The 22,500-nt window shown below is 47.5% G+C and carries 19 protein-coding genes and 1 pseudogene; 16 read left to right on the forward strand and 4 right to left on the reverse strand.

All coding sequences use genetic code 11. The features are described 5' to 3' along the window. The first annotated feature begins 89 nt into the window (after positions 1-89). From rbfA to nlpI, 5 genes are all read left to right on the forward strand, one after another. Entirely contained in the window at positions 90-488 is a 399-nt protein-coding gene (gene rbfA, locus NHN17_RS08855) for a 30S ribosome-binding factor RbfA (RefSeq protein WP_107350682.1), read from the forward strand. Positions 489-491: 3 nt separating this feature from the next. Then, entirely contained in the window at positions 492-1,436 is a 945-nt protein-coding gene (gene truB, locus NHN17_RS08860; protein WP_255041956.1) for a tRNA pseudouridine(55) synthase TruB, read from the forward strand. A gap of 123 nt (positions 1,437-1,559) precedes the next feature. Continuing rightward, positions 1,560-1,829: a 30S ribosomal protein S15 gene (gene rpsO, locus NHN17_RS08865; RefSeq protein ID WP_006646210.1), complete on the forward strand. Its 270-nt coding sequence runs from the start codon at positions 1,560-1,562 to the stop codon at positions 1,827-1,829. A gap of 247 nt (positions 1,830-2,076) precedes the next feature. Further along, a complete protein-coding gene (gene pnp, locus NHN17_RS08870) occupies positions 2,077-4,200 on the forward strand; it encodes a polyribonucleotide nucleotidyltransferase (protein WP_373689554.1) in 2,124 nt (707 codons plus the stop codon). Positions 4,201-4,373: 173 nt separating this feature from the next. Next, on the forward strand, positions 4,374-5,291 hold the full coding sequence (gene nlpI / locus NHN17_RS08875) for a lipoprotein NlpI (protein WP_255041966.1): 918 nt from the start codon (positions 4,374-4,376) through the stop codon (positions 5,289-5,291). Between the two features lie 94 nt (positions 5,292-5,385). Here nlpI and NHN17_RS08880 read toward each other — a convergent pair whose 3' ends face one another. From NHN17_RS08880 to NHN17_RS08890, 3 genes are all read right to left on the reverse strand, one after another. After that, a complete protein-coding gene (locus tag NHN17_RS08880) occupies positions 5,386-6,261 on the reverse strand; it encodes a U32 family peptidase (RefSeq protein ID WP_255041999.1) in 876 nt (291 codons plus the stop codon). 10 nt (positions 6,262-6,271) lie between these two features. Next, a complete protein-coding gene (gene ubiU / locus NHN17_RS08885; RefSeq protein ID WP_255041968.1) occupies positions 6,272-7,279 on the reverse strand; it encodes a ubiquinone anaerobic biosynthesis protein UbiU in 1,008 nt (335 codons plus the stop codon). 156 nt (positions 7,280-7,435) lie between these two features. Then, positions 7,436-9,469 (reverse strand): sensor domain-containing protein, encoded by a 2,034-nt coding sequence (locus NHN17_RS08890; protein ID WP_255042000.1) that lies wholly within the window; start codon positions 9,467-9,469, stop codon positions 7,436-7,438. A 200-nt stretch (positions 9,470-9,669) separates the two neighbouring features. Between NHN17_RS08890 and ubiT the strand changes: the two genes are divergently transcribed. From ubiT to NHN17_RS08945, 11 genes and pseudogenes are all read left to right on the forward strand, one after another. Continuing rightward, positions 9,670-10,191 carry a ubiquinone anaerobic biosynthesis accessory factor UbiT gene (gene ubiT / locus NHN17_RS08895; RefSeq protein WP_255041969.1) on the forward strand — a complete coding sequence of 174 codons (522 nt, stop codon included), beginning with the start codon at positions 9,670-9,672 and terminating at the stop codon, positions 10,189-10,191. Continuing rightward, complete coding sequence (locus NHN17_RS08900; protein WP_255041970.1) at positions 10,181-10,684, forward strand: GNAT family N-acetyltransferase; 504 nt, start codon at positions 10,181-10,183, stop codon at positions 10,682-10,684. The genes ubiT and NHN17_RS08900 overlap by 11 nt, the downstream gene beginning before the upstream one ends. Positions 10,685-10,812: 128 nt before the next feature. After that, complete coding sequence (locus NHN17_RS08905; RefSeq protein WP_255041971.1) at positions 10,813-11,214, forward strand: DNA polymerase III subunit psi; 402 nt, start codon at positions 10,813-10,815, stop codon at positions 11,212-11,214. Further along, the gene (gene rimI, locus NHN17_RS08910; RefSeq protein WP_255041973.1) at positions 11,204-11,650 is read left to right on the forward strand and encodes a ribosomal protein S18-alanine N-acetyltransferase; all 447 of its coding nucleotides are present in this window, start codon (positions 11,204-11,206) and stop codon (positions 11,648-11,650) included. Before NHN17_RS08905 ends, rimI begins: the two co-directional genes overlap by 11 nt. 186 nt (positions 11,651-11,836) lie before the next feature. Further along, on the forward strand, positions 11,837-13,417 hold the full coding sequence (gene prfC / locus NHN17_RS08915) for a peptide chain release factor 3 (RefSeq protein ID WP_255041975.1): 1,581 nt from the start codon (positions 11,837-11,839) through the stop codon (positions 13,415-13,417). Between the two features lie 363 nt (positions 13,418-13,780). Continuing rightward, entirely contained in the window at positions 13,781-15,013 is a 1,233-nt protein-coding gene (locus NHN17_RS08920; protein WP_255041977.1) for a serine/threonine protein kinase, read from the forward strand. Between the two features lie 282 nt (positions 15,014-15,295). Continuing rightward, complete coding sequence (locus NHN17_RS08925; protein ID WP_255041978.1) at positions 15,296-16,198, forward strand: helix-turn-helix domain-containing protein; 903 nt, start codon at positions 15,296-15,298, stop codon at positions 16,196-16,198. A 368-nt stretch (positions 16,199-16,566) separates the two neighbouring features. Beyond that, positions 16,567-17,787 carry an arginine deiminase gene (gene arcA / locus NHN17_RS08930; protein WP_255041979.1) on the forward strand — a complete coding sequence of 407 codons (1,221 nt, stop codon included), beginning with the start codon at positions 16,567-16,569 and terminating at the stop codon, positions 17,785-17,787. Positions 17,788-17,845: 58 nt separating this feature from the next. After that, complete coding sequence (gene arcC / locus NHN17_RS08935) at positions 17,846-18,757, forward strand: carbamate kinase (RefSeq protein WP_255041980.1); 912 nt, start codon at positions 17,846-17,848, stop codon at positions 18,755-18,757. Positions 18,758-18,879: 122 nt separating this feature from the next. Beyond that, complete coding sequence (gene argF / locus NHN17_RS08940) at positions 18,880-19,884, forward strand: ornithine carbamoyltransferase (RefSeq protein ID WP_255041982.1); 1,005 nt, start codon at positions 18,880-18,882, stop codon at positions 19,882-19,884. A 537-nt stretch (positions 19,885-20,421) separates the two neighbouring features. Continuing rightward, positions 20,422-20,880: pseudogene (locus tag NHN17_RS08945) on the forward strand (GNAT family N-acetyltransferase); the annotation flags it as partial. Positions 20,881-21,023: 143 nt separating this feature from the next. Here NHN17_RS08945 and NHN17_RS08950 read toward each other — a convergent pair. Further along, entirely contained in the window at positions 21,024-22,490 is a 1,467-nt protein-coding gene (locus NHN17_RS08950) for a sodium:solute symporter family protein (RefSeq protein WP_255041984.1), read from the reverse strand. Between the last annotated feature and the right edge of the window lie 10 nt (positions 22,491-22,500).

The raw sequence follows: 22,500 nt of genomic DNA on the forward strand, positions 1-22,500 counted from the left end.
GAGTCAACAAGCTGTTTTATAACAAATAATTTTATGGGGAGCTTCGGCTCCCCATTCTTTCAAGAGAGTTTTCTCTAAGAGAGGATTGAATGTCTAAAGAATTTAGCCGTACTCAGCGTGTTGCTCAGCAGCTGCAAAAAGAGTTGGCAGTGATCCTACAGCGCGAGTTGAAAGATCCACGCATTGGTATGACAACTATCTCAAGTGTTGATGTATCACGTGATATGAACTACGCGAAAGTGTATGTAACTTTCCTTACCATTGGTGAGCAAACACCGGAAGGTAGTTTGGAAGCACTCCGTGAAATTGCACCATACATCCGTTCATTGCTAGGTAAGGAAATCCGCCTACGTGTGACGCCTGAGCTAAACTTTATCTTTGATCAATCTTTGACTGAAGGTATGCGTATTTCTAACCTGGTTTCAAAAGCTGTGCGTGATGACGAAGATCGCCGCGGTGACGAGCCAGAAGCTGAAGGCGAGGAATAAAGCATGGCACGTCGTCGTAAGGGCCGTCCGATAGACGGTGTTATTCTGGTGGATAAGCCAACGGGCATTAGTTCAAATGATACACTTCAGAAAGTGAAGCGTATCTTTTTTGCTCAAAAAGCTGGCCATACAGGAGCGTTAGATCCTTTAGCGACGGGCATGCTGCCGATTTGTTTCGGTGAAGCGACAAAGTTTTCCCAGTTCTTGTTGGACTCGGATAAACGCTACCGGGTGATTGCCAAACTGGGTGAGCGCACTGATACCTCAGATTCTGATGGTGAAGTGGTGCAGACCCGGGAAGTGAAAGTCGACCGTGGCCAACTTGAACGCTGCATTGCCAAGTTCCGTGGCACCACCGATCAAATCCCGTCGATGTACTCGGCATTGAAATACCAAGGCCGTAAGCTGTACGAATATGCCCGCGAGGGAATTGAAGTACCCCGTGAATCTCGCAAAATCACTGTTTATTCTGTGGAGCTGCTGCGCTTTAGCGATAACGAAGTAGAAATGGAACTGCATGTGTCGAAAGGCACTTACATCCGTACTATCGTTGATGATCTTGGTGAGATGTTAGGATGTGGTGCACACGTCACCTTCTTGCGCCGGACGGGAGTATCCAACTACCCAATGGAGCGGATGATGACCATTGAGCAGCTTGAAGCCCTGCTTGAGCAGGCCAAGGAGCAAGATATTGCCCCTTCAGAGCTGCTGGATCCACTGTTGCTACCCACTGACACCGCGGTGCAAGATCTACCTGAAGTGAATATCCCCCCAGCATCGGCGGTATATATCCTTAATGGTAACCCGGTTCGCGCGGGCCGTTTGCCGGCAGAAGGTACGCTAGTGCGAATTACTGTTGCTGAACAGAAAGAGTTCATCGGCATTGGCGTGGTTGATCCAGAGGGTCAGTTGGCACCTAAGCGTGTTATGGCGAACCCGCAGGCATAGCGAAACAGCAATAAATTATCTTGTAGTTATTTTGCGCTCCACGTATAATCCGCGGCTCGGGTGTCGGCTGAATCAGAGATTGGCTGGCGCAAATTAGAAACATCTTTGTATTAGGAATGAGTTATGTCTCTGAATGCAGAAACTAAAGCAGCAATCGTTGCTGATTACGCGCAGTGCGAAAACGACACTGGTTCACCTGAAGTTCAAGTTGCTTTGCTAACAGCACAGATCAACCACCTTCAAGGTCACTTTGCTAACCACAAGCACGACCACCACAGCCGTCGCGGTCTACTACGCATGGTTTCTCGTCGTCGTAAGCTTCTAGACTACCTAAAAGGTAAGAACCTAGATCGTTACCAAGACCTAATCAAGCGTCTAGGCCTACGTCGCTAAGATTGCTTTCTGAAAGGAGCCGAATGGCTCCTTTCTTTTTATTCCTGCACTTCCATCTGTAATAACACGAGTCGTTTTCGTCGACCTTTAGGTCGCGACTAATGACAGTTTTCCTCCCGAGAGGGAATTTTCATTAGTCGCGATACGTGAAATTACCGTAAAGTGCTTTTCATCACATGACGCTTTTCCTTGTGTCAGATATACTTAACGGCGCAAATAGAAAGCGGATTAAATTAAGGAAATTCACGTGAATCCTATCGTAAAGACTTTCCAGTACGGTAACCACACGGTTACTATCGAAACTGGTGTAATGGCACGTCAAGCTACTGCTGCTGTAATGGTAAGCATGGATGATACGTCTGTATTCGTCTCTGTTGTTGGTAAGAAAACAGCGGTTGAAGGTCAAGACTTCTTCCCTCTAACTGTTAACTACCAAGAGCGTACTTACGCTGCGGGTAAAATTCCTGGTGGTTTCTTCAAGCGTGAAGGCCGTCCATCAGAAGGCGAAACACTAACCGCTCGCCTGATTGACCGTCCAATTCGTCCGCTATTCCCAGATGATTTCAAGAACGAAGTACAAGTAATTGCTACTGTTGTTTCTATCAACCCAGACGTTAACCCAGATATCGTGACAATGATCGGTACATCTGCGGCACTGGCTATCTCTGGTATTCCTTTCAATGGCCCTATCGGTGCAGCACGTGTTGGTTTCATCAACGATCAGTTGGTATTGAACCCGAGCAACACTGAACTTGAAGAGAGCAAGCTAGACCTTGTTGTCGCGGGTACTGAAGGCGCAGTATTGATGGTTGAGTCAGAAGCTGACCGTCTATCTGAAGAACAAATGCTACAAGCGGTTGTTTACGGCCACGACCAGCAGCAAGTTGTTATCAACGCGATCAACGAGTTCGCGGCTGAAGTAGCGACTCCTGCATGGGATTGGACAGCACCAGCTGTAAACACTGAGCTTAAAGCACTTGTTGCTGAAAAAGCAGAAGAGCGTCTATCGACGGCTTACCAAATCACAGAAAAGATGGCGCGTTACGAGCAAGTTGGCGCAATCAAATCTGACGTAGTTGAATCACTACTTGCAGAAAACGAAGCACTAGACGAGCGCGAAATTCGTGACATGCTTGGTTCTCTAGAGAAGAACGTTGTACGTAGCCGCATCATCGCTGGCAACCCGCGTATCGATGGCCGTGAAAAAGACATGGTTCGTGCGCTAGACGTACGTACTGGTGTACTTCCGCGTACTCACGGTTCTTCACTATTCACTCGTGGTGAAACTCAGGCGCTTGTGACTGCAACGCTTGGCACCCAACGTGATGCACAAATCATCGATAGCCTAATGGGTGAGAAGAAAGATCACTTCCTTCTACACTACAACTTCCCTCCATACTGTGTAGGTGAAACAGGTTTCGTTGGTTCGCCTAAGCGTCGTGAAATTGGTCACGGTAAACTGGCTAAGCGTGGTATTGCTGCAGTAATGCCATCTGTTGACGAATTCCCATACACAGTACGTGTTGTATCAGAAATCACAGAATCTAACGGTTCATCGTCAATGGCTTCTGTATGTGGTACGTCTCTTGCGCTTATGGACGCAGGTGTGCCAATCAAGGCATCTGTTGCGGGTATCGCAATGGGTCTTGTTAAAGAAGGCGATGACTTTGTTGTTCTTTCTGACATTCTGGGTGACGAAGACCACCTAGGTGACATGGACTTCAAAGTAGCGGGTACTGAAGACGGTATCACTGCACTGCAGATGGATATCAAAATCGAAGGTATCACCAAAGAAATCATGCAGATTGCTTTGAACCAAGCAAAAGGTGCACGTACGCATATCCTTAGCGTGATGGACGAAGCAATCAACACGCACCGTGAAGATATCTCTGAGTTTGCTCCGCGTATCCATACGCTGAAGATCAACCCTGAGAAGATCAAAGACGTGATCGGTAAAGGCGGTGCTGTTATTCGTGCACTAACCGAAGAAACTGGCACAACAATCGAAATCGAAGACGACGGTACAGTGAAGATTGCTGCGACCGAAGGTACTGCTGCGAAAGAAGCTATCCGCCGTATCGAAGAGATCACTGCTGACGTTGAAGTTGGCCGCATCTACACCGGTAAAGTAATGCGTATCGTTGATTTCGGTGCATTTGTTTCTGTTATCGGTGCGAAAGAAGGTCTTGTTCACATTTCTCAGATCTCTCAAGAGCGTATCGAGAAAGTGGCTGATCACCTTGAGATGGGTCAAGAAGTACAAGTTAAGGTACTGGAAATCGACCGTCAGGGCCGTATCCGCCTGAGCATGAAAGAAGCACAAGCTGATCAGAACCCAGCAGCCGCTGGCGAAGAGAAGCCAGAAGCATAAGGCTTTTTGCTAAAATCATGATATAAAGGGGCTATTCAGCCCCTTTTTTTATTTTATTGAGACCTTACCGGAAAATCCCTTGCATTAATCGGTCAGGAGAACGCGGTGGCGTCTCTTATGGGCTACGATGGTATATGCTAGAGATAGACGTGTCTCACTCAGGGAGAACTGCATTGATTGCAAATAGGATAAAACTCACGTGCCTTGCACTGGTCTTGATACTTTCCGGCTGTTCATCACCCCAGTCGCAATGGACCCAGCCACCGATGGCGGTACCGTTCCAGCCGACTATCCAACAACAAATTCAGTTGGCCCGGATTGACCAGCTGCTAAAGCGTGATGACTTGGATAACCAAACCTTGGCGCAGGTCTATTATGAGCGTGGCTTGCTACATGACAGCCTGGGGCTGCGTGACTTGGCAAGACTGGACTTCAACCAGTCACTTTCTCTGAAACCGGATCAACCGGATGTCTTCAATATCTTGGGTGTGTACTTTACCCAAGGCGCCCATTTCGATGCTGCCTATGAAGCCTTTGACTCGACCCTTGAGCTCAATGTCCGCCATCCTTTTGCTCAGCGTAACCGTGGTATTGCCCTGTATTATGGTGGCCGCTATGAATTGGCATTTGACGATCTCAATGCTCACTATCAGCACAATATCAATGATCCTTACCGGGTGATTTGGTTGTATATCGTAGAGCTTGAACAAGACTCTGAGACCGCTACTGAGAAATTGCGTAACCGCTATGATGCCGCTATTGACCATCAAGACTGGGGCTGGCAAATCGTTCGCCTTTACCTTAATGATGTCAGTGAGTCTGAATTCCTGCGTCAGATCGCCACTGAAAGTGAAGACAATGATGTGTTGGCAGAACGCCTGACGGAAGCGTATTTCTATCTGGGCAAGCGCTACCACTCCAACAAAGACTTCTCTTCAGCGTTGATGCTCTACAAGCTGACCTTATCTGCTAATGTCTATGAGTTTGTCGAGCACCGTTTTGCCTTGCTTGAGCTAAACCGTCTGATGACAGAAGTAAGCCTTAGCCAACCGGTTGAGCCGCCTGCACCGCCAGCGCAAGAGGAAGTGTGATTTAGTCATTTCAGGGCGAGACAAGATTTAAACAAAAGCCGCGGCAATGCAATTGCCGCGGCTTTTTTGTTAAAGATGCTAAACGCTCTCAGGTCTACTCGATGTTAAGACCGGCGAGGTTATGCCAGTAGCCGTTGCAGTGGTGGCCACCTTTTAGTGGTTGCTGCTGCTCACCATGCTGGTTGGCACGGAAGCTATCGACCAGCGACAGAGTGTCAATGCCCATCGGGCTGAGGCGTACGACGTCCACCAAGCCAGCCATACCCGGCTGATCGTTGATCAGGTTGTAGCAGTAACCTGATTGGGTCTGGATGCCGTTGAGGGTAAAGACTTTCTGCTCTTCCTGGCTGTTGACCGTGATCCCTGTTGGGTATTTGATACAGCAGGTCTCACAGTCGTCTTTTGCTTTGTCTTCAGCGCGGGCGGTGAAACAGCGGGCCGAGTAGGCGAGCGGCAGGTAGCCGTAGCTGAACACCTCGGTTTCGAATTTGTCACGGATCCCCAACTGCTCACACTCGCTGGCCACGTTCTGCAGCCAGTCGCGTGATAGCTCAACCGGCATACACCAGCGGATCATGCCTTTTTTCAAAAACAGGTTGAGGGTCTGGGCGTTGTAGCAGTTCACCGCAGGGCCAACCACGAAGGGGACCTTGCTTTCATGGGCCAGCTGGATTGCCGAAACATCGTTGGCCTCGATCGCGAAGTCGCCGTTATCAATGTATTTTTTCATTACATTGACCTCACTTGGCGCTTCGAGCAGGGCCATGGTGGACAATACGACCTGTTTGCCGCTGGCAGAAAGCGCCTTAGCTATATCGAACCAGTGCGCGGGCTTCATCTCGCGGCGTTTGGAGCAGACGGTTTCGCCAAGGTAGATGATATCGGTGTTAGCCTCTGCAGCCTGCTGGTAGAACGCCTCGACGTCCATTTTTGGCCAGAAATAGAGTAGGGGGCCAAGAGAATATTTCATTGTTGGCTCCTTATTGCCATTTACGGTGGTAGGCACCGAGGGTGGTTTGCTTGCCTTCCGATACATTGCCGAGGCAGGCATTCCAAGCTGGCTCAACGCTGTAGTTCTCCGGTGAGGCTAGGTAGCGGTCAATCGCAGCACGCCAGGTTCGGGTGACCTGCTCGACATAGGCAGGGCTGCGTTGGCGGCCTTCGATTTTCACCGAGGAAATATTGGCCTTGAATAGCTCAGGTAAGATCTCAAGGGTATTGAGGCTGGTTGGCTCTTCGAGTGCATGGTAGCGGCGATCTTCGCCATCAAGGTTGACGTCGAACCGGCCCTTGCACAGGGTTGGGTAACCGGCATTCTCACCGTGGGCATAGCGGTCGATCAGCACTTCGTTGAGGCGAGATTCCAGACCCGTTGAGGTTTCCTGCCAGCGGACGAATTTTGCCGGCGAACAGGCACCAACGGTATTCGGCGACTCACCCGTCATGTAGGAAGACAGGTAGCAGCGTCCCTCTGACATGATGCACAGGCTACCAAAGGCGAATACTTCTAGCTCGACATTGGTATTGCGTGCCAGTTGCTTGACCTGGTGGATCGACAATACGCGCGGCAAGACAACCCGTTTAACATTGAAGTTCTGCTGGTAGAAATCTATCGCGGCGGTATTGGTCGCCGAAGCCTGTACCGATAAGTGCAGCTCGAGATCCGGATACTTGGTTGCGGCATACTCCAATACTGCGATGTCTGCGACGATCAGTGCGTCGACCCCCATGGAAGCAGCGTTGTCGACCGCATTGCGCCAGCGATCAAAGCCATCGGGATGGGCAAAAGTATTGAGGGCAACATGCAATTTACGGTCGTGGTCACGCACGTACTGCACGGCTTTTTCGAGTTTACGTCCTGTAAAGTTTAAACCTGCAAAGTGGCGCGCGTTGGTATCGTCTTTGAAACCGATATAAACCGCGTCGGCGCCGTTATCAATGGCAGTTTTCAGCGCCGGTAAGTTACCGGCGGGGCAGAGTAGCTCCATATTATTTTTATCTACCAGTGTGTAAAATTAAGTAATAGAAGCAAATAGTAGGGGGCAGGCTGCCACCGTGTTTTGATATCAGGCAGGTTTTGTTGATTTAGGACAACTTATTTTCCACTTTTGTTTAACTCAATAACCATTATTGGTTGCTGCTGTCTAATGGTGATTGTGCTTGTGCAGCGTCGCTTCCAGTTCGTTTCTCGGTAGCGGTTTGTAGAAGTGGAAGCCCTGGATCGCATTGCAGTCGAGGTTGGACAGCAGAGTCGCTTGCTGGCGAGTCTCGACGCCCTCGGCCACCACGCTCATGTTGAGAGACTTACCGAGGTTGATGATGTTTTCGATCAATGTCAGCTGTTTGGGCACATCTTCGATATCTTTGATAAAGGCGCGGTCTATCTTTAGTTCGTCCAATGGGAAACGGGCGAGGTAGGACAGGGACGAGTAACCGGTACCGAAATCATCGATAGAGAGTGAGAATCCCAGTTTCTTGATCGCGTTGAGCATTTGGATCGTGTGTTCGCCATCGCTCATTACGGCGCTCTCGGTGAGCTCGAACGTGATGTCGTTGGGGTTGACTCCGGTCGCCTTGCGCAGCTTGTCGACAAATTGGATCAGATTGGGGTTGCCGAACTGCTGCGGTGACAGGTTAATGGCGACCTTGCCGGGTAGCAGGCCTTGGGTTTTCCAGTAGCGGACGGTGGTAAAGACTTCGCGCATGACGACCTGGCCTAACTGCTCTATCAGCCCTGAGCGCTCGGCGACGGGGATAAACTGTGCCGGGCTGATATAGCCTTCAACCGGGTGCTTCCAGCGCACCAGTGCCTCGGCACCGTTAATCGAGAAGTCACGGGCGTGCACTTTAGGTTGGTACCACACTTCTAGGCCATTATTTTGCAGGGCTTTCTGCAGTTCGATTTCCAGCCAGAGTTGCATCCTGGCTTCTTTGTTCATCTCCTCGCTGAACTTGACAGCCCGGTTGCGGCCGCGGTTTTTGGCCTCGTACATGGCCGTATCGGCATTTTGCAGCAGGATACGGGCATCATTACCGTCCCCCGGGTATTGCACCATGCCAAGAGAGCAGGCTAAGTGCTTGCTGAAATGGTGCAGGTCGAAAGGTTGGTTGATCAGGGCGATGACCTGATCGGCTGTCAGGCTTCCTTGTTGCTCATGTTCAGGATTTGGCAGCAAGATGGTGAATTCATCCCCGCTGAGGTGGCCGATAATGGCATCGTCGGGCAATAGTCGCTTGAGCCGCTGTGAGATTTCCTGCAGCACCTGATCACCAATATGGTGCCCCAGTGAGTCATTGATACTTTTGAAGTTATCGATGTCGAGGTACAGCATCACCAACGGGGTCTTCTGGTGGATCAATTGCTCTAGTTGACGGCTGAATCCATGGCGGTTCAGTAGTCCGGTCAGCGGATCGGTATGGATAGAAGGAGTGCCCTTGTCTTGTTTGGCGCCCGCAGGGCTGTATGGTTGCAGGAGCACCAGCTGTGCTGACGTTCCTAGTACCTCGACGGTTGATGTAGAAAGCTGCAGTGTCTGCTGTTTCGGGCAGTGGCGGCTGGTCTGGCAAAGCCAGGCCTCTCCGTGCTGGAGTGAAGCCAACTGCGTGCGGGTAACGGGTTGCTGCTGATTATCAACGACCAGTTTGCTGAACGTCTTACCCTTAAGATCATTGGGGTGTTCGAAGCCAAAAAGCAAGGCCGCTTTGTTATTGGCAGAGACAACTGTGTCGCCTTCAACGATGCAGCTCCCGTCATTCATTAGCTGGTTGAGGCTCTGCAGATGCTTTTCATGTTCTTGGATAGCATTGATCAGGATTTGGCGTTCTGACGTGTCGACGCAATGCAGCACGATATGGTTTATCTTGCCATCATCACAACGCAGCGGTGTTAGGCTGAAGTGCATACTGGTATCGTGGTGGTTGTCATCAAGGATGACTTCACTCTCCAGCGTTTCGCCATTTAATGCCCGATCATAAAAAGGGCGCATTGAGTGGTAGAATGTCTTGCCAAGTATATCGGTATCGCCGAGTCCGATGAGATCGTCACGGCTAAGGCCGCTAAGCTCGCAGTAGCGGTTGTTTACCATCAAATATTTATGCTGGTGATCCAGTACTGCAAACAGGAATGGGCTGTGATCAGTGAGAAGGGGAAACCAATGGTTCAGTTGCTCTGTCAGCATGATCTTGGGACATTCTTCCATAGTTTCTGCCAACTAGCGAGGTGGCAGGTGGGTTTGCAACCACTATATCTAGGTCATTGTCACAATACCAAGTTTTACCCAATCAAAGCTGTATTTTTTGACTCAAGGCATAAAAACACTGCCATATATTGCCATACAATCACTAGAGATATGCGACTGACTACAGGAAAAATTATTCAGTGATTGCTCAACTTAGAAAACAATTGGTTCAAAATGGCCCGGCGCTATTGCGTGTTCCTGTCAAACTGGCTCCTTTTCCGCTGCAGAAAAAAGTGATGCTGGATGGATTGGCCATGGTATTCAAGGAAGCACTGGAAGATGGTGATTTTGAGTTTCTTGAAGATCGCTGGCTAAAAGTCGAAGTACGCGATTTGGATCTGCGCTGGTACATCAGTTACCAGAATGAGCAATTGGTGGTGGCTGAACATGTCGATCAGGAAGATGTCAGTTTTAGTGGCGAATGTAATGATCTGGTATTAATTGCTGCTCGCAAAGAAGATCCTGATACACTGTTCTTCCAGCGTCGTCTTCGTATCGAAGGTGACACCGAGCTGGGACTGGAAGTGAAGAACCTGATGGATAGCATCGATCTGGACTCGCTACCGGCACCGGCGAAATTTGTACTGCACCAGTCAGCTGACTTTATCCATAAAGGCATGCAGTCGGCGGCTGGGCAAGAAGAGGTCATGAATGCTCATTAGATCTGAGGCTCCGGCCGATATTATGCCGATCGATTTCCTGCTTAAGTCTGTATTTGAGACCGAGGCTGAAGCAGCGTTAGTGATGCGGTTGCGTGAAAACGGCAAGCGTACCTTATCACTGGTGGCGTGCAATGATGACGGTGAGCTCGTCGGCTATATGTGTTTCAGCCCAGTGATGCTCGACGGTGAAGATCATCACTGGCAGGGTTTGGCTCCGATGGCTATCAAGCCGGAATACCAGCGGCAGGGGATTGGTCAGGCAATGATCGAAGAAGCCAAGCAAACCCTGGCAGAGCTGGGATACCCAGTGATCGTAGTGCTGGGTCACCCTGACTATTACCCGAAGGCGGGCTTCGCTCCGGCAGCGTCTAAAGGTATTCAATGCCCTTGGCCTGTACCAGAAGAGGTGTTCATGGTATTGGAAGCTGTACCCGGTGCGATGGATGGTAAGACAGGCATGATCAGTTACAGCGAAGAGTTCAACGCGCTGTAGGCTGCCATTGAGTCTTCGTTTCATTAAAATACCACCGCAAGGTGGTATTTTTTTATATTTGAGTGGCCTCGAATGCAGCGGGATCTGATAGTATTCCGGGCCAAAGTGAACATCATCAAGGTGAGTGGATGAAACAGCGTGATTTACAGCTGATGAAGGCGATCGGACTAACCTATTGGCAGATCCGTAAACCGGGCTTTTTTCCCGAGCAAGAGCAGCCGATGATTGATTTGCCGGACACTTGTCAGCTGTTGTTTGTCTGTGACGAAGAGTTGGACGAGCATGACCGTTGGCTGTTTGGTCGGATCCTCGGCAGTATGAAGCTGACACCGGAGCAAGCATTGTGTATTCCCGCCGCAGCTGTTGAGCAAGTCCGTGAACATCACCTCAAATGGTGTTGGGTGGCTGGTTGTGAAGCGGCTCATCCGGCAGGTTGCCAGCGACTGACATCATCCTCACTGAAATCGATGCATACCAATCCCGGCGCGAAAAAAGCGCTGTGGCAACAGATTTGTTCTTATGACGCATAATATTGTTTTACTAGAGCCACATCACCTGGATGATGTTTGGCGTATCGAGCAAGCCGCTCACATGTACCCTTGGGCGGAGTCGATGATCCGCAAAGCGCCAAATAAGATCGCCGCCAATTATGTGCTGGAGATCGACGGCCAGCTAGCGGGCTATTGCTTTGGTCAATTGGTAGCTGGTGAGGCTACCCTGCTCAATATTGCTATCGACCCCGTTTTTCAGGGAAAGGGCTACGGCAAGTTATTACTGGAAGGTTTTCTATCGCAACTTGAACAGTTGAACGCGCAAGATGTATGGCTCGAAGTCAGGGCAAGCAATCAGCGTGCTTATCAGTTGTATGAATCCTTGGGCTTCAATGAGATAAACCGCCGTGAAGGCTATTATCCGTCACCGGATGGTCGCGAAGATGCATTAATCATGACTTACATGATGATGTAGCTGGTGTCGAAGTGTCGTTTGCACTGCCATCAACCGTGTTAGCACTGTCTCTTTGGCTGGAGTTTGCGTATAATTCCGCCATCTTTGGGTCTAGCACCCTAAAAATACATTGGAACCTGCCGCTGCATTGTACGTGCGGTCGTCGCGGGTTCAATCAGAGAAATCTCTCACAGGATTATCAACGTTATGTCTTTTCTATCTGAAGTGAACAAACGTCGTACGTTTGCCATCATTTCTCACCCGGATGCGGGTAAAACAACCATTACCGAAAAAGTTCTGCTATTCGGAAACGCTATCCAGAAAGCTGGTACGGTTAAAGGCCGTGGCTCAAACCAGCATGCTAAGTCTGACTGGATGGAGATGGAAAAAGAACGTGGTATCTCGGTGACCACGTCGGTGATGCAGTTCCCATACAATGACTGTTTGGTTAACCTGCTGGATACCCCGGGACACGAAGATTTCTCGGAAGATACCTACCGTACTCTTACCGCGGTTGACTCATGCCTGATGGTTATCGATGCCGCGAAAGGTGTCGAGGATCGTACCCGTAAGTTGATGGAAGTTACCCGTCTGCGTGATACGCCAATCGTCACTTTCATGAACAAATTGGACCGTGATGTTCGTGATCCAATGGAAGTGCTTGATGAAGTTGAAAGCGAGCTTGGTATGGCTTGTTCGCCAATTTCATGGCCGATTGGTTGCGGTAAAGAATTCAAGGGTGTTTACCATATCCACCGTGATGAAACGATCCTGTATGAATCTGGCCATGGCCATGAAATTCAGGAAGTGCGTATTATCAAAGGTCTTGATAACCCAGAGCTGGATGTGGCTGTGGGTGAAGATCTTGCTGCAAGTGTTCGTGATGAACTTGAGCTTGTGATCGGTGCATGTCCTGAGTTTGATCATGATCTTTTCCTTGCTGGTGAGCTGACGCCTGTTTATTTCGGTACGGCACTGGGTAACTTCGGTGTCGACCACATGCTTGATGGTCTAACGAAATGGGCACCAGCGCCGCAAACGCGTCAAGCCAACGAGCGTGATGTTGAAGCAGCGGAAGAGAAATTCTCTGGTTTCGTATTCAAGATCCAAGCAAACATGGATCCTAAGCACCGTGACCGTATTGCGTTTATGCGTATCGTATCGGGTACTTACAGCCAGGGCATGAAAATGAATCATGTCCGTACCGGTAAAAATGTGAGTATTTCCGACGCCGTGACCTTTATGGCAGGTGATCGTGCCCGCGCCGAGAAAGCGTATGCGGGTGACATTATCGGTTTGCATAACCACGGTACGATTCAGATCGGTGATACTTTCACCCAGGGCGAGAACCTGAAGTTTGCAGGTATTCCAAACTTTGCGCCGGAATTGTTCCGTCGTATCCGCCTGAAAGATCCACTTAAGCAGAAGCAGTTGCTAAAAGGTCTGGTACAGCTGTCGGAAGAGGGCGCGGTGCAGGTTTTCCGTCCGCTGCAGAACAACGACCTGATCGTTGGTGCGGTCGGTGTGCTTCAGTTTGACGTGGTGGTTGCCCGCCTGAAAGCCGAGTACAACGTTGAAGCTATCTATGAAGGCGTTAACGTGGCAACGGCCCGCTGGGTAGAATGTGGCGACAGCAAGAAGCTGGAAGAATTCAAGCGCAAGAGCCAGTCAAACCTAGCGTTGGATGGCGGTGATAACCTGTCTTACATCGCGCCGACCATGGTTAACCTGAATCTAGCGAAAGAGCGTTTCCCTGATATTGATTTCCGTGCGACCCGCGAGCACTAATTGCCCGCAAGCCGCTAGCATCATGTTCTAGATCGAAGCCGTCACATTGTGGCGGCTTTTTGTTAAATACGACTGACTAATCCTTCATATTGAAACAAGCATGAATCAGCCATTTGTCGGCATTAATTGGCTATATTTCTTCACGTTAAGGCGGCATATTATAACCATTGAAGAGCAATATTATTTAAGCTCGTCAAACATGAAAATAAAAAATCATTCTATATGTAGGTATTAATTATCTATTTATTATAAGAAATATTATTGAATAATAAATATACCTTAAAGATCACTTTTACGTTTATATAACGATGGTTATTTTAATACCTATTAACCGTTCATACTAATTCTCCTGGAGATAATGTAATGAGTGTTTCCAATGATCTATATCCAAATGCCTCTACGCCACTTGAAAGAAAAGAAAGTGGGGTTCCCTATGTTCGTCCCGGCCTTCATGTTGAATCTTATAATGACTTCGATCCCCTTCGGCATGTGATTGTGGGCATTGCTGATAACCAGCATATCCCTGAAGCTTGCCCGGCAAGTAATGAAAAGATCCCCGCAGATTCACCGATGCGTGGAGGAAAAGCCGGGCGTCGGACGCAAGAGTCTATTGATCGCGCCAATGAATGTTTAAACGGCTTTGCTAAGCAATTAGAAGATCGGGGTATTATTGTTGACCGCCCAGGAGCGGTTGATTGGCATCAGCGTATTACTACTCCAGATTTTACGATTAGCTCTGGTTTTGGTGTTATGCCTCCGCGAGATTGTTTGCTGACCATGGGAAAAAGTATCCTCATGGCACCGATGAGTTTCCGTAGCCGTTATTTTGAGTATCTCGCTTATGTTGATTTACTTCGTGAGTATTTTGAATCTGATCCTGAATGCTTAATTGAACAAGCACCACGCCCTCGCTTATCTGATGATAGTTTCAGGATGGACTATGTTGCTGCCTATGAGCACCTTTCTGATGAAGAAACGATGGCGCGTTCGTTGCGAAAAGAATATTCAACCAAAGAAACTGATATTCTATTCGATGCTGCGGATGTAATGCGTTTGGGTAAAGATATCTTCGTGCAGCATGGACTGACAACGAATCTGGCCGGTATTCGCTGGATTAAGCGTAAGTATGAGCCTCAGGGTTTCCGTGTTCATACTTTAAGTTTTGAAGACAACCACCCAATCCATATCGACGCAACATTCTGTCCGCTTCGTCCGGGGCTCATGTTATTGAACCCACATCGTCCGTTATTCAAAGGCCAGCGTGAAATATTTGAAAAGAACGACTGGCAAATTGTTGAAGCGGTTAATCCGGCCTGGGATAATCCACCACCGCTGTGTTACTCAAGCACTTGGCTATCAATGAACACGTTGATCCTTGACCATAAAACAGTGTGCGTCGAAGCATCGGAAAAAGCCCAGCAAGAGCAGTTTGACAAACTTGGTTTTGAGGTCATTCCTGTTGATTTGCGTGATGCTTATGCGTTTGGTGGTGGTTTACATTGCGCAACGGCAGATGTATGGCGTGAAGGCCAGTGTGAAGATTACTTCCCGAATCAATTTTCTGGGGCACATGATATTAGTCACTGGGAATACTAACCCATAATAAACGTCTCCTTGGGATTATTCAACGGGGTGGAATAATCCAAATATCGATAGAGTCCGGTCGCGTTATTGCTTCCGGACTTTTGGTGTTTATTTCAAGCTGATAATTATCGCTGTACCAAGCATCTTGATATTACTTGTCTATATACTCACTTTGTGCGATGTCACATTTGTTTTATATTGAACTTGTTTGTTATCACACTTGTTTGTTTTAGTGTTAGTACTTTGGGACATAAGCCGACAAAATAGCGGAAAATCAGATTAGAGGTAGATTATATGTGTCAGCGTGTTATAGCGAATACACCGAAGTTTCTGCTGTTTGATTTACAGTCGGCACTGGAAACAAAGCACCTACTTTTTTGTGCCGATTATGTGCTAGTTTGGCCACGAAATAGCGGATGCACACTGTATCTCGGCACCTCGAGTCATAATATTGCCCCTGGCCAGCTTGCTTTGCTTGCACCATTTTCCCCTCATCGCTTTGAGTTTGAGTCGACGAATAAGGGCGGGGTTGAAACGCAATGTGATGTACTGCATTTTCGCCTTAATGCGCTGGGGCAGACTTTCATCGATAGTGTGCAATTTAGCGCGATCAAGCAGATGCTTGACAAAGCCCGTAGTGGTTATTTGTTTGATGTGGCTGCAGATTCAAATGTTAATAAGTATCTTCAAGTTATCAATAATTCTTATGATTTTTCGCAGGTACTAAACTTACTCCATTTGCTGGAGGTGCTCTCGACACAAACGAGAAATTGCCTAACTGATTGTGATTATGATGTGGTTGACAGCCAGCGGATAGAAAATAAAGTGCGGATTGTATTGAAGTACATTGAAGAAAACTTAGGTGAACCGCTCTCTGTGACAATGGTCGCGAACCAACTCCATATGGCTGATAGTACTTTTTCTCGTTTCTTTCATGCCAACTTAGGGGTGACTTTTCGCCAGTATCTTATTGAGCAACGGGTTCGCCAAGCCGTACGTTATTTGATTACCACCGATTGGACGATTGCGCAGATCGGCGCAGAGGTCGGGTTTTCATCTCTGTCTAATTTTAATGCGAAGTTTAAGAATATAATTCGAGTTACCCCGCGAGAGTACCGAGCAAGCCACCTCAATAAGCAGCATTATCATGCTAATTATCGCAGTGTGGTAGGACAGTTGCAAAACCAACTAGTCTGAAAGTTATCACTCTATTAATCTTTTATTTATCAGATGGTTGATGGATAAAGTTTGGCGAAAGCATAAAACAGTCATTTATTAGCATTAAATGACTGTTTTTATTCATGCCATGGCGCCTATTATATAAAGGCGAGAGGGAGAGTGAGTTTTCTGTATGAAAATTAATATTAATGAATGAGTTTGTTCTCATCGATTATATTATGGCTTTCTACTTTTTATATCTATTTTCACATGTTGCTATATTAAAGTATAGGTGGGGTGTGGCTGTTTTCTATTGGGAAATTAACGGTTTATCTATCAGAGATAGCAATATATCAAATATATAGCTAACGATATTACGTTGGTAAAAAAAACAGGGAGATATGGTCATGAATAAACTTTATGTCGGATCTGAAGTCGGGCAACTGCGGCGGGTTATTATTCACCGCCCTGAGCGAGCGTTAACTCACCTAACCCCATCAAACTGCCATGAATTATTATTTGATGATGTGCTCGCTGTTAAACGTGCTGGTGAAGAGCATGACATTTTTGCCAATACGCTTCGCGAGCAAGGAGTTGAAGTCTTACTGCTGCATGATTTGTTATCTGAAACCCTTTCTGTTCCAGAAGCGAGAGAATGGTTACTCACTTCACAAATATCTGATTTCCGTCTGGGAGGCGTGCTTGCCAATGATGTCCGGTGCTTTTTAGCCGATCTGCCCAATCAAGAACTTGCTTCAATTTTACTTGGTGGTCTTAGTTATGGCGAGCTGCCTGTTCAATCATCTTCGATGATGCAGGGAGTGCACGAGCGTACAGATTTTGTTATCGAACCGCTGCCCAACCACCTGTTTACACGCGATACTTCTTGCTGGATCTATGGTGGTGTCTCAATCAATCCAATGGCGAAACCTGCTCGTCAGCGTGAAACGAACCACCTTCGAGCAATCTATCGTTGGCACCCTTCTTTTGCTGGGCAAGGTTTTATTAAATATTTTGGTGACGAAGAGCGCAATTACGAGAACTCTACAATCGAAGGTGGCGATGTACTGGTGATTGGCAGAGGGGCGGTGCTTATCGGTATGTCCGAACGTACAACTCCGCAGGGGGTAGAACAGTTAGCATCTAGCTTGTTTAAGCGTGATGAAGTGAATCAAATTATTGCTATGCAGCTTCCTAAGCACCGCTCTTGTATGCACTTAGATACGGTCATGACACACATGCGGGAAGATACTTTTTCCGTTTACCCAGAAGTTGTACGCAAAGACGTTCAATGTTGGCGTTTGACTGGGGATGAGTCTGGCCAGGTCGATGTAAAAGAAGCCGGATATTTTGTCACTGCAATCGAAGAAGCTCTAGATGTAGGCCCGCTGAACCTTATCACGACAGGCGGCGATAGTTTTGAATCTGAGCGTGAGCAGTGGAACGATGCGAATAATGTTTTAACCGTTAAGCCAGGTGTGGTGATTGGTTATGAGCGCAATGTCTACACCAATGAGAAATACGATAAAGCTGGGATAACGGTGCTTCCCATTCCTGGGAACGAACTCGGTCGTGGTCGAGGTGGTGCTCGCTGCATGAGTTGCCCAATTGAACGAGATGGTATCTAAGTCAGTCAAGCTTTGAATAGCCACGACTATCCGTAATAAACAAGAAAGAGACGATCCTATGACCAAACAAACAGTTGTTGTTGCTCTCGGTGGTAATGCCTTATTGCGTCGCGGTGAACCATTAGAGGCAGATATTCAACGCCAAAATATTGCGACCGCAGCAAAAACCATTGCTGACATTGCACAAGAGTACAATGTCATATTAGTGCACGGAAACGGTCCGCAAGTTGGTCTGCTGGCGCTGCAGGGGATGGAATATAAAGAAGTCAGCCCTTATCCACTTGATGTGCTGGGTTCAGAAACTCAGGGCATGATCGGTTATCTATTAATGCAAGAACTTAAAAATCTTCTGCCAGATCAGAAAGTTTGTTGCATGCTAACGCAAATGCGGGTTGATCCTGACGATCCTGCTTTTGCTGAGCCCACGAAACCTATCGGCCCTGTATACAGCGAGGCTGAAGCCTGCGAGTTAGCGGAAAAATACCATTGGACAGTGAAATCAGATGGCCAGTATTACCGCCGTGTCGTACCAAGCCCCAAGCCTGCCGGTATCATTGAAGATGAGACAATTTTAACCCTTGTCAAACAGCAGCACTTGGTGATCTGTACTGGAGGGGGCGGGATTCCGGTGAAAACAGAAAACGGCAAACTGGTAGGTGTAGAGGCCGTTATTGATAAAGATATGTCTGCAGCATTTCTTGCAAAACAGCTTAATGCCGATATGTTGCTAATTCTTACCGATGCAGAGGCTGTGTATCTAGACTGGGGGAAAACGAGCCAAAAAGCATTGCGAAGCACCACTCCGAGAGAATTAGCACAATACGTTTTTGATGCCGGCTCTATGGGGCCCAAAATTGATGCCTCTTGTGAATTTATCAATCAAGGCGGCAAGCTGGTGGGTATCGGTTCACTGGGGGCTGGGTTGCAGATCTTATCTGGGGAGGCTGGTACGTCGATTATTGCCGATTAGTAAGGAAGCAATATAAGAATGGTCAAACCATAAGTCACTTACATGAGGGGCGACGCTCGTAGTGTTATAGCGGTAACGATGCATCGGCCAGAACAATACAGATTCTTTAGAGGGAATAAAATATGGCTTTTAATCTTCGAAACCGCAACTTGTTAAAACTACTGGACTTCACTCCGCGTGAAATTCAACACTTGTTAGATCTCTCAGCCGAGCTTAAGAAGGCGAAATACGGCGGCTACGAGCAGCCGCGTCTGACGGGCAAAAACATCGCACTGATTTTTGAAAAAAGCTCAACTCGTACCCGGTGTGCATTTGAAGTGGCCGCCTTTGATCAAGGAGCTAAAGTGACATACTTAGGCCCATCGGGCTCACAAATTGGCCATAAAGAGTCAATGAAAGATACCGCGCGTGTATTGGGCCGTATGTACGATGGTATCGAGTACCGAGGCTTCGGTCAGGACACGGTTGAAGTGCTTGGTTCATATGCGGGTGTTCCTGTATGGAACGGTTTGACGGGTGAGTTTCATCCTACTCAAATTCTGGCTGATTTTCTGACAATGCAAGAGCATGGGCAGGGCAAACAATTGCACGAAATGACATTGGCCTATCTTGGTGATGCCCGTAATAATATGGGGAACTCACTGATGGTTGGTGCGGCAAAAATGGGGATGGACATCCGTCTGGTTGCGCCCCAAGCATACTGGCCAGAAGCAGAACTCGTGGCGCAATGCCAAGCTATTGCCGACGAAACGGGAGCTAATATCACCTTGACTGACAATGTTGAGGAGGGGGTCCACGGTTGTGATTTTTTATATACCGATGTTTGGGTCTCAATGGGTGAATCTAAGCAAGCATGGGATGAGCGGGTCGAGATTATGATGCCCTATCAAGTTAATATGGAAATGCTCAAAATGACATGTAATCCCAATGTAAAGTTTATGCATTGTCTACCTGCGTTCCATAATGATGAGACAACGGTGGGGGCCGATATTGCTGAGAAATATAATATGAAAGGCCTAGAAGTGACGGAAGATGTATTTGAATCAGGCCATTCGATTGTATTTGATGAGGCTGAAAATAGAATGCACACAATCAAAGCCGTTATGGTAGCTACCTTAGGGCAGTAATATATTTTTTACCATCAACTCAATTATTCTTATGGATCCATTAAAGACGCATTCAGATTCAATTTTTATGGGTCTGAATGTCGGTCTACTTATAAAAAATAAATTTTATATTTTAATATATTGTTTGTTTTTGGCTCACGTAAAATAGAATTAAAGCGTATCTTGCGTTATGTATATAACATTCAGTTGAGTGAATAAATTAAGCAGGTATTGGCATGATTATGGCAGCTTTTCGCTAGTAGTTACCTCCCAACATTTCTACTATAAAGTCATCATTACATGAGTATCCCGGGACTCTTCTTTATCGTAATGACGTAGCTAAATTTATTTTTAGAGGATGAGATCATGAAAAAGACGGCGACCAGTCCCTGGAATAATAACAAGTCACATTTTCTTGCTATAACCGGTATCAGTGAGCTGCGATTTATACGGCGAGCAACAACGACAATGGCATCACCGGTGAAGCCGCCCCCCATAGTTACGTCCCCACCGAATGCCGATGGCTGCAATATGGCTGCTGAAAAGAGTGACGCTGATATTATTGTTAGAACGGCATCTCTTGCCGATCTTGAGGCGATTGAGTGCATGGTACAGTACTGGGCTGAATTAGGTGAAAATTTACCTCGCGAACAAGATGAGATAGTCAGGGACATTGATTGCTTTGTGGTTTTTGAATCGCAGGGGATAGTAACTGGGTGTGCTTCATTACACGCATATGATTCATGCTTAGCGGAAATTCGGTCGTTGGGCATTTACCCTGGCGCTCAAGGGCAAGGCCAAGGGACGGCATTGGTGGAACATTTGGTCGAGAAGGCGAGACAAATGGCCATTCAAAAAGTATTCGTACTTACTCGAGTTCCAGCGTTTTTTCAGAAACAAGGCTTTATGCTAACGTCACGCGCGCTATTGCCTGAAAAGATCATGAAAGACTGCCAAGGGTGTCCGCGAGAGCATGAATGCGATGAAGTGGCGTTGGAAGTGTGCTTTGAGCAATAGCTGCTGGGTGTTTCAATGCCCAGCAGGGGATCTCTGCCCCCTTTCATTGACATGGCAGGTTATGTCAATGAAAGGAGATATTAAGAACAGTGAACTCAGCTGGAATTACAGCTTTATGTTGTATGCGGATACCTGTCAATTATCTAACGTGAAACTATGTTGTGCTCTACATGGTTATGGCGGTTCTGAAAGGCTTTTGCAGTAACATAATAGGATATACAAGCAAGCATTGACGCGTATATTGGCGCTTCGACCCAGCCGAGGTCAAAATAAAGGAAGAATGTACACCCGGTCATAAAGCCGATCACGATCGAGACTAATGCCGCATAGATGTTGGCAGGGATAAAATGAGCCAGTAGTGTCGGAGCAACCAAAGCCGCCATTAGGGTACCAGAGCCTAAAATAGCGAGCATCGATAACATAAAAGGCGGAACGTATAACATTAGCGTGAAACCCGCAGCTCCTAATATCCATACCGCAAAGCGGTTGAGGTATAGCAAAGAGCGGTCTGAAAGTTTGCAGTTAGGCCAGATAGCTTGGCGTAGGTCATGGGACACTGACCCTGCGATAGAGTGCAAAACTGAGTTAGTGGTTGATTTCATCGCAAAGAGAATAAACAACGTCACCACGGCAGATACCGTTGGTGACAAAAAGGTGGTTAAAAATGTTGGCATCGCTTGATCGGGGTTTTCAAGTCCTGGGACTTTTACCCTGACATAAAGTCCAGCGATAGGCACTAGGCTTAGCAAGCAAGCCATCGGCGTCATATAGGCGGCGATATGGTGCAATTTGGTTTTTGATGACAGGGCCATAAACCGAACAGACATGTAAGGCAAGGTGGTGCTGTAAATAAACGCATAGGGTAGCACTAGCAACACATGCCATGCTGACGCGCCATATGGACCCGAATTGCTCGGGGCTAACAGTTCGGGATCGATCGCATCAAGGCTCGCTAACAGTTCCGCTATCGGTAAATCTGAGAAAATCGTCCAGATAATAACCAATGCCGAAATACACATTCCTACTACCATAAAGGCATCAGTCAATGCGACGGCAGCAAGTCCTCCGATTGATGTATAAACCACAATTATCGCTAACATTAATAGCGAAGCGGCATGGTTATCGACACCAAGCCAAGGACCGGCCAGTAACCCTAGTGCTTTTATTTGACCAACCAAAAATACCAAAAGTAAAACAATGGTGATTACCGCCACGAAGGCTTGGGTTAACCGCTTAGCGGTGTCAGGGCCTTCATGACTGTTGGCAATGTACTCTGGTAAGGTTAAGCTTCCTATCTTATTGGCTTTGGTGTGAAGAAATCGGGCGCAAAATAACACCGCAAAGATCATGGCTGGGGCAAAAAAGAAATTACCAAGTAGCTCAATTGCGCCGTATTTATAGGCAACGCCAGGTGAGCCCATAAACCCCCATCCTGAAAAACCGGTCGCGACAATGGTTGCTCCGCCAATGAACGGACCGAGGCTGTTAGCGGCTAATAAAAAGCCGCCTTCTCCCTTGCTTGAGTGTACAATACGGTTGCTGTATAGCGCTAAGGCTATCATGATGATCACAGTGGCAATGAGTAGCGCCCAGTTTAATGAGATGGCCATCATGACCTCC

It is taken from the genome of Photobacterium pectinilyticum, from assembly GCF_024357955.1.
GTDB lineage: Bacteria > Pseudomonadota > Gammaproteobacteria > Enterobacterales > Vibrionaceae > Photobacterium > Photobacterium pectinilyticum.